The following is a 12795-nucleotide window of genomic DNA, read 5'->3' on the forward strand; positions in this document are numbered from 1 at the left end:
CTGAGCCTTTCTCCGACTAGGCTCGAGGCCGCGCTTCCGGGGGCAAGAGATTGGCAAGAGACTCCTGGAGCTCGACTATTAAATCAGCGTTTCTCTTCACATTGCTAGTGTTCAACGGGAGCATAGCACTGGGCTTCAGGTTCCCCAGTACATCCATGCTACAGGACATTGAGAAGAGCTTCCAGAGCATAGAAGCACTCCCACTATTTCATAAATATGTCGCGATAGCTCTAAACAACATAGTGTTGGCCCTACTTCTGGCTGCCGCATCCATAGCAGTACTGCCTGGACTAGCGCTACTGGCGTATAACGGCTACATAATAGGTGCCTTGGCCAGGGTCTGGGTGGAGAGCGGCCAGCCAGTAGAAGGCTTTCTCATAAGTATACTGCCCCATGGCATATTCGAGCTTACAGCCATGCTCTATGCATCCTCCATAGGGTTGAGCCTCGCCGCTACGTACCTCTCCGGCGGCCTTAGCCGGGACAGCCTGCGGAGAGCACTGGCTAGCCTAGCCATTGTAGTCTATCTGCTCCTCATTGCCGCTGCAGTAGAAGTTACCCTAACACCTTACCTGGCTTCACACTATGGCTAGGATGCCTGGCACGTCTATTACCCTAAAACTTTGAAAAAAGAATAAATATATCTTTCATGTACTTACTCTCTACGCAATAGTGTAGTAGGGCTGTGGGGCTCTGGGCCATGGCAAACCTTATTGAGATGAAGCTCAAGCTGCCTACTGGGCGTGAAGCTGCTCTCGTAGAGGGTCTACGCTTCTGCTATGATCTCAGCGAGACCGATGCGCTGATTCTCTTCGAGCTGCTGAAGGGCGGTCAGTACACTGTAGATGACCTTACCAAGAAGCTTGGACTTAGTAAGGCTACCGTCAATAGGAGCCTAGCCAAGCTTATGGAGGCTGGCTTCGTCTCGAGATCCCGGGAAAAGCGTGCAGGCGTAGGGAGACCCCGATACAAATACTACATAGAAGACCCCGAGAAAGTAATAAATAAGATAATTGACGACTTTGACAAGTGTTCTCAATCCTTCAGGGAAGCCCTAACCGAGTTGCTTAGATCTATAAGAGCCCAGAGAGGCCAGAAGTAGTCGAATAGCCGAGAAGAGGGTGAGGGTGCCAGGGGTACCCCGGCATAGTACATCCTCGCGACAATACGTCGATAAAGATAAAATAAAATGCCGGCTAAGCAGGTCTAGTCGCTATCTGCCTCATCGCTCAAAATGGGTTCATTCATATCTTTGTTTCCAACTATAGCCGTTGACACCGATGATTTAAGGGTCTGGCTTGACGCCACGACTTGCATGTAGTAGAGTATCGCCTCTCTTATGAATTCGCTCCTGCTTGTGTAGCCTAGAGAGCGCCAAAGCCTATCCATCTCCTCAATTATATCCACCTCAAGTTTTACTGAGACCACTTTCTTTGGCGGTGATACTGGTACCTCAAACACGTTGCCGGTCTCAATTCTCTGTTCAATTCTCTGTTTAGAAGCCATCACAGCAGCACCAGGGTCCTACAGCTCTCCACGCGTCTGTGAAGGAAGCTTGGCTACACTAATAACAGAGTGTTTTCGATTATACTACATAACATGCCATGGTATACCCGCCTATGTGCTTAATTAACTCAACTTAACAAGGTGCCTAGTAGTACCGGAGAGGGGCTGGAACGGAGGTATACGCTGCTCTTCAACCCTGTGCCCAGCCAGCTCAAGTACCCCCTCCCCCGGATAGCCTCCAGTAGAGAGGGCGCTGCCATGGATAGCAAACCGGAAAAACCGGAGAGCAGGGAGCCGGTAAAGGTGAATGAAGCTGTTATCCAGTGCCCAGTGTGTGGGAAGCATACTCTCCGCGTAGAGGATTATTTATACGAGATACCTATGATTGGCAAGGTTATACTCACCACAGGGAAGTGTAGCAACTGCGGCTATCGATTTAATGACGTGCGGCTAGCCGAGGCCCAAGAGCCTAGAAAGATACTCCTTAACGTGGAGAAGGCAGAAGACCTTAATGCGCTTGTTGTAAGGGCCTCCTCCGCCTCAATACTGATACCGGAGCTCGGGATGAGCATGACTCCGGGCCCCGCGTCGGAGGGGTTCATAACGACTGTTGAGGGTGTGCTAGAGCGTTTCCTAGAGGCCCTCACGGCTGCATGCTCGAGCCCCGACGCTGATAAAGAGGCCTGCGAGAAAGCTAAGAGGCTGATAGAGGACGCTAAGGAGGGGAAGCTGAAGTTCACTCTCGTACTCGTAAACCCGGAGGGTGTGAGCACCATAGTGTCTAGCAAGGCTAGGGTCGAGCCCGTCAGCAAGAAGGAACTTGAGGAGCTTGGCTACATAGTGACGAATGCTCCAGGCGAAGAGAGCAGTGAGAGTGGTAAAAACTAGCTTTATTCAACCCTTATCTTTATACCGCCCTTTTCCTCCTCCTCTTCTTTCCTCTCTTTCTCGATGACTACCTCAAGGACGCCGTTCTTATACTTGGCCTTGGCGGTCTCGGGCTTTATGTCGGGGGGTAGCTCTATCTCCTTGTAGTACTTCCTATCCTTATCCTCCGCCTTTATTATTAGCTTCCCGTCCTTAACCCGGACGTCTATCTTGTCCTTGTCCACGCCTGGCATCTCAGCTACAACCACTACCCTATCCTTCTCATCTATCACGTCGACGAGCGGTTCTCGGCGCTCTTCGACTATCGCTCTGCGGCCACGCCTCTTCACGTTGCCAAACTCCTCTATTATCGGCCTGCCATCAGGCCCTATTGTTATCCTCACGCCGTAGATCAGTGGCCCCCTCACTTCTTCGCCGGGGTATCCGAGGGCTCTGGCCCCTATATTCTCCATCATACTCATCGCTAGCCTTTCCATCTCCCTTATCATGTCCTCTATCTCGTCGAATATATCACTGAACCTGCGCCTCCATATGAAGGACATGCCCTATCCCTCCATACTACATTAAGAAGGGCCGCAAGGGTCCTATTAAGGCTCTTGGTAGGACTATAGTGCTGCATAAAAAGGCCCCTTTCGGGGCTCATCTCGTGGCTGCCGCAGCGGGGCGTCACTGATGCAAGCCAGATACGACGCTGTCATAGCCGGGCTCGGTCCTGCAGGCAGTGTTGCATTATGGCATCTCGCCAGGATGGGGTTCCGGGTTGCAGGGTTCGACATGAGGGATCCCAGCGACGTGTGGGGTAAGCCGTGCGGCGACGCCATCGGGGCTCATCACCCTAGGGAGGCCGGTCTCCCGGAGCCGCCGAGCCACGTGGTTAAGAACAAGGTTAGAGCTATCGACATCTACTCTCCCGGCGAGACCACGAGATACCGTATATATGGAGAGGGCTATATAATAGACCGCGCCAGGTTCGGGAAGTGGCTCCTAGACGAGGCCTCCAACAAGGGGGCTGAGGTGTACTTTAATGCAAGAGTCCTAGGCCCCATAATCAGCAATGGCATGGTTACTGGGCTCCGCGTGAAGACGGAGAACGGCGTTAGGGAAGTATATGCAAACGTGGTGGTGGAGGCTACCGGGTTCTCGAGGGCAGTCAGATCCCGGCTGCCTCGAGACTGGCCCATATACGAGGATATAGACCCCAAGGACACTAATATAGCGTACCGGGAGATAATAGAATACGAGGACTACACGATAGAGGAGCCGGACGTAATAAGGATATACATTGACCAGAATATTGCGCCTGGGGGCTACTGGTGGTACTTCCCCGAATCCAGCCACGGCGTCAACGTGGGGCTCGGCGTCCAGGGCGGTATGGGCCACCCTAACCCCATGACTCTTTACCGCGAGAAGCTGCTGAACCATCCTCTAATGAGGCATCGGTTCAGGGTAGTGAAGAGTGCTGGAGCCCCACTGCCCACCCGGCGGCCATCTAACACGCTGGCCGGCCCTGGGATACTCGTTGTGGGCGATGCCGGCTACACTGTTAACCCGGTGCACGGGGGTGGGATGGGGTACGCGTTCCGCGCTGCCTACTATGCAGCGCTGGCCTACGAGGAGGCCTACAACGCTAACGACTTCAGCGAGCGGGGGCTCTGGGGTATAAATAGAAGGTACATGAGGGACCTGGGGGCTAAGCAGGCTGCCCTAGACATATTCCGCAGGTTCCTCCAGAGGCTGAGCAACGATGAGATAAGATTCGGCATGGAGAAGAGGCTTGTGCCGGAGCAGGACGTGTACTATACGAGTAGCAGCGGCGAGCTAAGAATACCCGTAGTAGAGAAAGCTATGATAGTGCTCCGCGGCTTGAGAAGGCCGAGCCTACTGGCCAAGCTGAAGACAGTGGCTGACTATATGAAGCGCATAAGACAGCTCTACACGGAGTACCCGGAGGAGCCCAGCGGGCTGCCTAGCTGGATTAAAAAGGTTAACATGCTTATCGAGGAGTACGAGGCCAGGATAAGCGGGTAGGGGGCCGAGGGCAGTGTCTCTACAGTGGGACCCCAAGTGGGAGGAAGTGGTCGTGGAAGTCGACGGTGTGAGGGTCAAGGCTCTCAGAGACCGGGTTACAATGCTGCTCGCCTGCCCCATATGCGGCACGGGCGACAAGGCCTCCTACTTCTTTAGCCCAAGGGACCTGGTGAACCACCTGTTCTCCCACACCAGTAGGGCTTCCGGGATCCGGGTTGTGGCTGCTCCGGCCGAGGAGCAGGACAGAGAGGAGTAGACTACAATGCTGGTTATCGACGTCTACTCCTCCTCAACGCTAGACGTTATAGAGGATAGGCTCTGCAGAGGCGGGCCGGCCTACTACGCCCAGCTCGCACTCCATGCTATAGGGGCTGCTGATGCACGTGTCAGGCTTGCACTCCCTACATGCATTGACGCAGAATGGTACCTTGACGCCGACTGGTGCCCCGGCTCAGTCCACGCGGAGGGCTACGAGTGCGCCACAGTGTTTGCTGTAAAGGAGGGCCACGGGGGGAGAAGGCTGCGAGTGCTGCGAGAGCCCGACCCCCTGGAGCCGGATCCCCGCGGAGACGCGGCACTCGTGTCCCCGGTTCTAGGCGAGCTGGAGCCCGCGGAGGCGGCGAGACTGCTCACCCACTACCGGCTGGCCATAGTCGACGTGCAGGGGTTTGGCAGGGTTAACGGCGGCGGCGAGGTCGAGGCTTTCAGCAGAGGCGTACTCGCATTCCTCGAGCAGCCCGCGGAGCCTGGAGGCTTCGCTGCGGTTAAGCTCAGCCTAGAGGATGTGGCGGGGGCGGCGTGGGCCGCAGAGGCGGTTCGGCTACACCGTCACGCCCCCTACTCAGCCCTCCTTGTCACCGCTGGGCCGAGGGGGGCGCTCGCCGTGCTAGGGGACGGCAGCGCCCTGGCCGTGAGGCCTCGCCGGGTGGAGGCCGTCTCCACCGGAGCGGGCGACATGTTATCAGTACTGACGCTCTATGGGCTCTGGAAGGGCTGGGACCTGGAGGACGCGGTGGCCGGGGCTGCGGCTGCCGTCGCGTGCATACTCCTGGAGAGAAGCCGCAGGGGGAGAGTAGAGGAAGGAGCTTGTAAGGCGAGCTTCATGGGGAGGCGCGGTGTAAGCGTGGAGAAGCTACCAGGCGGATGCAGCAGCGCTGACTGCATCGTCATGGCCTTTGAACAAGGGTAGGCCATGCGGCTTATCTCCCTTGTAGCCGAGGAGAGATAGGGCCGTATCAACTATCTCCTCGACCCCAGGCACCCGGCCCTCGGAGACCTCCATCCCGTTTATGACGAGTACGGGTAGGTTGTAGGGGGTAATCGTCCCTATATGAGCTATATCCCAGTACACCGTGCTGGGTATTATCAGCGCCTCGATCCCATACTCCTCCTTCAGTATCTTGGCCGCTTTACGCGCATTGGCTATAAGCTCCTCTGTTGCGGGGTCTAGAGCGCCGTAAACATGGATCTCTATGTCAGCTGCAAATGCCGCCTCCGCCTCGAGGGCGATGCCTGCCTCGTATACGGGGACCGCCGCTCCGGCCTCTGCTGCAGACACGGAGAGACCCCGGTGCAAGTATTCGGGACAACGCGCTGCGGCTTAAGCTACTACAGCCAGGTAACCCGGGGAACAGCCACCCACCTGCTGACGGAAGCGCCTATAGGTGCCGGCGCCCTAGACCGCGGATACAGCTACATTCTAATCCAGTAGTACGTTTAGCCGAGAGTAACACCAAATAGAGGAGAGACCCCCGACAGAGGGCCTGGGGCCCGACGTTGACTGGTAGGAGTAGGGCTAAGACGGGCGACTATATTGATGAGAGGATGCTCTCGGCCGCTGACCGCGCGGCAGAGGTGCTGGTAGAGCACATGGACGAGTGGAAAGACCCGATAGACGCTTACTGGCTGCTTCGGAGGCTCGAGCATGAGGTGGGCGTCCCGGTCACCTACGATATAGTTGAGCAGGCTGTGGAGAAGGCGCGTAGAATCATAGAGTCTGCCAGGCACCCTGCCGCTCAGCACGCCAGAGCTCAGGCTTAGGAGGGTTTCCACTATTACCCCCCGTTTTTACCGTGTTAACTGGTGCCCAGCATAATGCAGGACTCTGGGAGTAGCCGGCTCTCCACGCTGCCCAAGGAGCTGCGCGAGGTTCTCGAGTTCACAAGGATGCACAACCGGTGGAGGAGATTCGAGACCATAAACCTGATAGCAAGCGAGAACGTAATGAGCCCTCTGGCAGACTCCGCCTACATGAGCGATATGATGCACCGCTACGCTGAAGGGAAGCCCTTCAAGCGCTACTACCAGGGGACCCGCTATGTAGACGAGGTAGAGGTTAGAGTTATGAGGCTCATGGGGGAGCTGCTTAACGCCGGCTATGTGGACCCGAGGCCTATCAGCGGCACCACTGCCAACGCCTCCGTTTTCCGCGTCCTCGGCGCTTGCGGCTCCAAGGCGGTAATAGCCCCGGTCCAGGCAGGCGCGCATGTGAGCCACACGAAGTTCGGCACTCTAGGCGCGCTCTGTATAGAGCACATAGAGATGCCCTACGATCCGGAGCGTATGAATGTTGACGTGGACAAGGCCGTCAAGTTGATAGAGGAGGTTAAGCCCAGCTTCGTCGTCCTCGGGGCTAGCGTCTACCTCTTCCCGCACCCCGTGAAAGAGGTAGCTGAAGCAGCCCACTCCGTGGGCGCAAAGCTAGTCTATGATGCCGCCCACGTGCTCGGCCTCATAGCTGGCAAGAGGTGGCGCAATCCCCTAGACCATGGTGCAGACGTGATGACTGCCTCGACCCACAAGACGTTTCCAGGGCCGCAGGGAGGCATAATAGCTACAAGGGATGAGGAGATCTACAAGCGCGTATCCCGCGCCGTTTTCCCCTACTTCGTCAGTAATCACCACCTTCACCGCCTTCCAGCCCTAGCTGTTACAGCTGTAGAGATGAAGTACTTCGGCGAGGCCTACGCGGATCAAGTCGTCAGAAACGCCAGGGCGCTGGCTGAGGCTCTGGCTGCTGAGGGCTTCAAAGTGCTGGGGGAGCATCTGGGGTACACGAAGAGCCACCAGGTTGTGCTCGACGTCAGGCCTCAGGGAGGTGGCGCTAAGGCGGCCAAGCTGCTAGAGGACGCCAACATAATAGTTAACAAAAACCTGCTGCCCTATGACCCACCTGACGCGATAAAGGATCCGAGCGGGCTCCGGCTTGGCGTCCAGGAGATGACCAGATTCGGTATGAAGGAAGACAATATGAAGGATATAGCAAGGTTTATGAGGAGAGTTCTAATAGACAGGGAGGACCCAAGGAAGGTGGCTGAGGAGGTTAAGGAGTACAGAAAGGAGTATACGAGGGTTCATTACTGCTTCGACGTGGACACCATAGAGGATGGGAAGCTCTACCTGCTATACTAGGCCACGGGTCTCGGCAGCGCTGAGGCGGTGAGCAACGAAGATTGCGGGAGGCAAGTCCCCTTACCCTCATCCAGGCCCCGTGCCGCGGGGCTGTCCGGGGGGCGGCGCGCCGGTTGAATACTAGCCGTTACGCCCGAGTTTTAGGGTAGCGCCCCTTGTACAGGCCGCGCGCCTGGATAATAACTATCGGCAATGAGCTCCTTATAGGCAGGACTGTGAACACTAATGCAGCCACAATAGCCAGGGAGCTTACCCTACGCGGCGTGCTCGTGAAGCGTATAGTAGTCGTAGGGGATAGCATCGACGAGATAGCTACAGCTGTAAGAGAGGCCCTGGGGAGCGCTGACATAGTCGTGACCACGGGGGGCCTCGGGCCGACGGATGATGACATGACTATGGAGGCTGTTGCAGCCGCCATAGACGAGCCGCTAGTCCTAAACCCGGAGGCCCTGGAGATGGTTAAGAAGTTTTATGGGGAGAAGGGGCTACCCCTAACCAGGGAGAGGATAAAAATGGCCTATCTGCCTAGGGGGGCAGAGCCGCTCCCCAACCCGGTGGGCGCGGCTCCTGGCGCCTACATAATCTACTCTGGATCCCATATCATAATGCTGCCAGGCGTCCCCGCGGAGATGGAGGCAATGCTCCAGGAGGCTCTAAAGAAGCTTAAACCCTTCCTCCCAAGACTCTGCGTGGTCGAGGAGGGAATCACCATAAGAGGTGTGCCCGAGTCCACCCTGGCTCCGCTGCTCCGACGGGCCGCGAAGAGCTGCAGCGACTGTTACGTGAAGAGCCACCCTAAGGGCCACGAAGTAAGGGAGCCGGTAGTAGAGGTTAAGGTGCTAGCGTCAGCGCCCAACTGCGAAACAGCAAAATCTAGAGTGCGGAATATGCTGGGTAAACTGGAGGCCCTCCTTAATGCTACACATAGCCCAGGAAAGCGAGGCCTTTAAGAGGGGTGCCGCCATCATTAACGCCCTGCTTATCCCCCTGGCTGCTGCTGCAATCTACATAGCATACCTCGGCGCCACTAGGCAGAGTACAGCTCTACTCGTAGCGGGTATAACGCTGACCCTTGCATCCCCCTTCATAGCCTACCTGGCTGCACGCGCTACCCTGCTCCGGAGACTCTTTTAGAGAAGCCTACGGGGCGGCTAGATATGCCGTGTAGCCTCTAGCGCTAAAGATATACTTCAAGCTACCCGCTTCAAGTTAGTGTGGATAAAAGCTTGGGGGTATAGAGTGCCTTGGCAGGCACACAGGCGCAGGCAGTTAAGCAGAGTGGACAGAATGAGGCGAATGCCGAGGAGATAAAGAAGAAGGTCATAGAGGCACTTAGAACGGTGTACGACCCGGAAATACCTGTAAATGTCTACGATCTAGGGCTAGTGTATGACATTAAGTTCGAGGGTGGCAAGGTGAAGGTTAGGCTCGGCGTAACCGCCCCTGGGTGCCCGGTTACAGGCCAGATAGCACTCATGGCTGAGGAGGCCATTCGCCAGAACGTGCCCGAGGTTAAGGACGTCGAGGTCGAGCTTGATATAGAGACGCCCTGGGACCCGCGAAGGGTGACACCGGAGGGTCGCAAGCTTCTGCAGGAGCTCTTCGGCTATGACGTGGTGGAAGAGTGGATCAAGCGTTACGACGAAATGTATGGCGGCTCCCAGGAGGAAGGCGGGAAGAACGAGGATAGCTGAGCCACCGCCCAGGGGAGCGCGTCCCCCCTAACGCCGTATAGGGGATTGGAAGCCGCCGGCACTGATCATGATTTATCCCGGCTCATTTATTCCCGCCAGGCTCCCTGGGTGGGCATCCCCAGGGGCCGGGTGTGACAGAACAAAAGAGCAAAGGCTGGCATCCGACACCTTCGGTGGGGAGGGGACCACCAGAGCTGACCCGGCCCCTCCCTCTCGGCCCAACATTTCCCCTCTGAAAGACGCGGGGCAACGCCAATGGACCCTGCCTTAGCCTTTATAGAGATGGGGGTGGTGCTGTCTACAATGGGTGCCTATCAGGCTTGACGTGGAGCCTGCTCCGCTACCTCCGAGAGAGCCCGGATGTGCTCCGGGAGAGCCTGCGGAAGCGCTTCATGGATCCCTCTATGGTTGATAGGCTCCGCGGCCTGGACGAGCAATGGCGTAAGCTCAAGCGTACCGTCGACGAGATTAGGCATAAGCATAACGTGATTACACATAGCATAGCCAGGACTAAGGATCCAGAGGAGAGGAGGAAGCTGATAGAAGAGGCTAAAAGACTGCTAAAAGAGAGGGAGAGGCTCGAGGCAGAGCTTAAGCGGGTAGAGGAGGAGCGGGAGAGACTGCTTCTCTCGCTACCCAACATAGTCCATGAATCCGTGCCTGTGGGCGAGTCGGATGAGTACAATATGCCCATAAGGTTCTGGGGGAGGCCCAAGGTCTACCGCGGCTTCCTTGACAGGTTCCGCGAGCAGACAGAAAAGTGGGGCTTCAAGGTAGACTACGAGGTTATTGACTGGAAGCCGGTAGGCCACGCGGATATGCTGGAAAGAGTACTTAAGCTAGGCAACACTGCAAAGGCCGCCGAGGTGGCTGGCTCCAGGTTCTACTACCTCTTTGACGACCTCGTCTGGCTGGACTTTGCCCTGCTCATGTACGCGATAGACAAGCTTACCTCAAAGGGCTATCGGCTGGTGCTCCCGCCCTACATGATAAGACACCGGATACTCATGGGGATAATAGACATGGAGACGTTTAGGGACGCCATATACAAGGTTGAGGGCGAGGATCTCTACCTCATAGCTACGGCCGAGCACCCGCTGGCGGGCCTCTACTCAAACGAGGAGATAATGGAGGACGAGCTGCCAATAAAACTGGTCGGGGTAAGCCCATGCTTCCGCAAGGAGGCTGGCGCCGGCAATAGGGACCTCAAGGGTATATTCCGGGTACACCAGTTCCACAAGGTGGAGCAGTTCGTCTACGCGAAGCCCGAGGAGAGCTGGGATATACTCGAGGAACTCATACGCAATGCCGAGGAGCTATTCCAGGGTCTCGGAATACCCTACCGGGTAGTCAACGTGGCCTCCGGCGAGCTCGGAGCGCCCGCGGCGAAGAAGTATGATCTCGAGGCTTGGATGCCTGCTCAGGGCAGGTACCGGGAGATGGTCAGCGCAAGCAACACTACCGACTGGCAGAGCTATAGGCTCAACATAAGGCTTGTGAGGAGAAAGGGCATGGTTAGGGAGTATGTCCACACCCTAAACTCCACAGCTATAGCGTCAACGAGGACTATAACGGCAATACTGGAGAACTTCCAGGAGCCCGACGGCACTGTTGTCATACCGAAGGTGCTGCGCAAATACCTAGAGCCGTTCTCCAAGGCACCCAAGGAAGCAATATACCCTGCCGGGAAGCGGGAGTAGCCGCCCGACAGCATAATAGTGCGTGCCCGAACCCTTTCATACGTACTAGGGCCTCCTAATGGACTTGAAGAGCCGCATATTAAGCCTCGTAGAGGGGGCCCCGCAGGCCAACCAGGCGGCTTTCTACAGCGACCCCTACGTGTCAGCCCTAGTGGAGGAGCTCCACCGGCGGTGGAGTAGAGCAGGCCATAGAGGAGAGCCCATAGACTTCGCCACTAGGGAGGAGCTTATGAGGCTCTACGAGCTTGCTGAGTACTATGCATCCCTCCCCGAGTGGAAGGCCTACCGTATATTCATGGAGAGGCGTGGGGGGCGGTAGGGCAGAGGAGTGGCAGAGACTAAGGGTGCCCGGTGGGCCGAGGCACAGGGACTATAGAGTTGGCGGGGTGTAGACTCTCCTTGCTTCTATTTGAGCGCTTCGTGCCGGAGAGGCTCTGGAGAAGGCTTAGGCCCGACGCGGTGGCGGTATGGAGCGACCCTGAGGTAAGGAGGAGACTCTCATGGTACTACCGCGTGATGAGGGATGAGGCGCCGGCCAAGTTCATGATAGCCAGGAGTGTAGAGGTTGATGAGGACCCCTGGCGCCTCGACTATGAGGGGCTCCAGGATCTGAAAAAATCCGCGAGGAGGGTCTTCGAGAGCCTTCTCCGCGAGGCTCGGAGAGGGGAGCTAACCCTCGAGGCACTTAGGAAGGAGTTCCGCAGCAAGCCCAGGTATACACTGCTACACGTTGACGCTGTCCTGGCCTGGAGGCTTGCGAACCCCTGTAGGCTCTGCGAGAGGAGATGCATGATAGACAGGAGCAGGAGGGTCGGAGCCTGCAGGCTCGACTCGAGGGTCTATGTGCATAGCTGGTTCCACCATCTAGGGGAGGAGGCACCCCTCGTCCCCAGCGGCACCATATTCTATGGAGGCTGCAACTTTACCTGCGTCTACTGCCAGAACCACGATGTTAGCCAGACTGCCGCCCGCAGGGGCGAGGCTATAAACGCTAGGAAACTAGCCTGGATCCAGAAGATGCTAAGAGTACACGGAGCTAGGAATATAAACCATGTTGGGGGCGAGCCTACGCCCAGCCTGCCGGTTATTGTAGAGTCTCTACTCCACCTGGATGTAAACGTGCCGCAGATATGGAACTCCAACATGTACATGACTCCGGAGGCTCTGGATATACTCGTGGATATAGTGGATCTCTGGCTCCCCGACTTCAAGTACGGCAATGACCGCTGCGCTATGAGGCTCTCGGCCGTCCCGCGCTACTTTGAGGTGGTTACCCGCAACCTACGGGCCGCGGTGGAGTGGGCTGACATGATAATAAGGCACCTGGTGCTGCCCTCGCATGTCGAGTGCTGCAGCATACCAGTGCTTAGGTGGATAGCCGAGAACCTGCCCCGGGACCGGGTGCTCGTCAATATAATGAACCAGTACCGGCCTGAGCACCTGGTGGCCCGGTATCCTCGACGCTGGCCCGAGATAGCCAGGACCCCCACGAGGGAGGAGATTGAGAGGGTCTACGAGTATGCCAGGAAGCTCGGCCTCGTCTTCGAGCCTGTCAGCTGAGGGGCTCC

17 protein-coding genes are annotated in these 12795 nt (G+C 56.9%); 14 read left to right on the forward strand and 3 right to left on the reverse strand.

The genetic code is table 11. The annotated features are described in order from the left end of the window. The first annotated feature begins 50 nt into the window (after positions 1-50). On the forward strand, positions 51-593 hold the full coding sequence (locus ACZ42Y_RS04905; protein ID WP_083494535.1) for a stage II sporulation protein M: 543 nt from the start codon (positions 51-53) through the stop codon (positions 591-593). Positions 594-718: 125 nt separating this feature from the next. Continuing rightward, positions 719-1102, forward strand: a complete 384-nt coding sequence (lrs14, locus tag ACZ42Y_RS04910; RefSeq protein ID WP_464735183.1) for an HTH-type transcriptional regulator Lrs14 — start codon at positions 719-721, stop codon at positions 1100-1102. Between the two features lie 104 nt (positions 1103-1206). On the opposite strand, the gene ACZ42Y_RS04915 is transcribed toward lrs14, so the two are convergent. Further along, positions 1207-1506: a ribbon-helix-helix domain-containing protein gene (locus ACZ42Y_RS04915; protein WP_236698202.1), complete on the reverse strand. Its 300-nt coding sequence runs from the start codon at positions 1504-1506 to the stop codon at positions 1207-1209. Positions 1507-1647: 141 nt separating this feature from the next. Here ACZ42Y_RS04915 and ACZ42Y_RS04920 point away from each other — a divergent pair, with 141 nt between their 5' ends. Continuing rightward, positions 1648-2394, forward strand: a complete 747-nt coding sequence (locus ACZ42Y_RS04920; protein ID WP_464735184.1) for a ZPR1 zinc finger domain-containing protein — start codon at positions 1648-1650, stop codon at positions 2392-2394. Positions 2395-2396: 2 nt separating this feature from the next. Here the strand turns inward: ACZ42Y_RS04920 and hsp20 are convergent, their stop codons facing one another. Then, the gene (hsp20, locus tag ACZ42Y_RS04925; protein WP_058371002.1) at positions 2397-2936 is read right to left on the reverse strand and encodes an archaeal heat shock protein Hsp20; all 540 of its coding nucleotides are present in this window, start codon (positions 2934-2936) and stop codon (positions 2397-2399) included. A 130-nt stretch (positions 2937-3066) separates the two neighbouring features. Between hsp20 and ACZ42Y_RS04930 the strand changes: the two genes are divergently transcribed. The 3 genes from ACZ42Y_RS04930 to ACZ42Y_RS04940 are packed head-to-tail and all read left to right on the forward strand — an operon-like array spanning position 3067 to position 5611. Next, entirely contained in the window at positions 3067-4422 is a 1356-nt protein-coding gene (locus ACZ42Y_RS04930; RefSeq protein WP_058371001.1) for a digeranylgeranylglycerophospholipid reductase, read from the forward strand. Between the two features lie 13 nt (positions 4423-4435). Next, positions 4436-4678, forward strand: a complete 243-nt coding sequence (locus tag ACZ42Y_RS04935; protein WP_058371000.1) for a hypothetical protein — start codon at positions 4436-4438, stop codon at positions 4676-4678. 6 nt (positions 4679-4684) lie between these two features. Beyond that, a complete protein-coding gene (locus tag ACZ42Y_RS04940) occupies positions 4685-5611 on the forward strand; it encodes a PfkB family carbohydrate kinase (RefSeq protein ID WP_464735185.1) in 927 nt (308 codons plus the stop codon). Here ACZ42Y_RS04940 and ACZ42Y_RS04945 read toward each other — a convergent pair. Beyond that, positions 5555-5980: a thioredoxin domain-containing protein gene (locus tag ACZ42Y_RS04945; RefSeq protein ID WP_464735186.1), complete on the reverse strand. Its 426-nt coding sequence runs from the start codon at positions 5978-5980 to the stop codon at positions 5555-5557. The genes ACZ42Y_RS04940 and ACZ42Y_RS04945 overlap by 57 nt on opposite strands. Before the next feature lie 218 nt (positions 5981-6198). Here ACZ42Y_RS04945 and ACZ42Y_RS04950 point away from each other — a divergent pair, with 218 nt between their 5' ends. From ACZ42Y_RS04950 to ACZ42Y_RS04985, 8 genes are all read left to right on the forward strand, one after another. After that, the gene (locus ACZ42Y_RS04950; protein WP_058370997.1) at positions 6199-6462 is read left to right on the forward strand and encodes a hypothetical protein; all 264 of its coding nucleotides are present in this window, start codon (positions 6199-6201) and stop codon (positions 6460-6462) included. A 54-nt stretch (positions 6463-6516) separates the two neighbouring features. Further along, positions 6517-7833 carry a serine hydroxymethyltransferase gene (gene glyA / locus ACZ42Y_RS04955; protein WP_058370996.1) on the forward strand — a complete coding sequence of 439 codons (1317 nt, stop codon included), beginning with the start codon at positions 6517-6519 and terminating at the stop codon, positions 7831-7833. 155 nt (positions 7834-7988) lie between these two features. After that, the gene (locus ACZ42Y_RS04960) at positions 7989-8783 is read left to right on the forward strand and encodes a nicotinamide mononucleotide deamidase-related protein (protein ID WP_058370995.1); all 795 of its coding nucleotides are present in this window, start codon (positions 7989-7991) and stop codon (positions 8781-8783) included. Continuing rightward, positions 8749-8967 carry a hypothetical protein gene (locus ACZ42Y_RS04965; protein ID WP_058370994.1) on the forward strand — a complete coding sequence of 73 codons (219 nt, stop codon included), beginning with the start codon at positions 8749-8751 and terminating at the stop codon, positions 8965-8967. Before ACZ42Y_RS04960 ends, ACZ42Y_RS04965 begins: the two co-directional genes overlap by 35 nt. Positions 8968-9077: 110 nt before the next feature. After that, the gene (locus ACZ42Y_RS04970) at positions 9078-9527 is read left to right on the forward strand and encodes a metal-sulfur cluster assembly factor (protein WP_070807834.1); all 450 of its coding nucleotides are present in this window, start codon (positions 9078-9080) and stop codon (positions 9525-9527) included. Positions 9528-9847: 320 nt separating this feature from the next. Further along, positions 9848-11227 (forward strand): serine--tRNA ligase, encoded by a 1380-nt coding sequence (gene serS, locus ACZ42Y_RS04975; RefSeq protein ID WP_464735187.1) that lies wholly within the window; start codon positions 9848-9850, stop codon positions 11225-11227. A gap of 64 nt (positions 11228-11291) precedes the next feature. Continuing rightward, positions 11292-11546 carry a hypothetical protein gene (locus ACZ42Y_RS04980; RefSeq protein ID WP_464735188.1) on the forward strand — a complete coding sequence of 85 codons (255 nt, stop codon included), beginning with the start codon at positions 11292-11294 and terminating at the stop codon, positions 11544-11546. A gap of 80 nt (positions 11547-11626) precedes the next feature. Beyond that, entirely contained in the window at positions 11627-12787 is a 1161-nt protein-coding gene (locus ACZ42Y_RS04985) for a radical SAM protein (protein WP_464735189.1), read from the forward strand. Positions 12788-12795 lie beyond the last annotated feature (8 nt).

It is taken from the genome of Pyrodictium brockii (assembly GCF_055379715.1).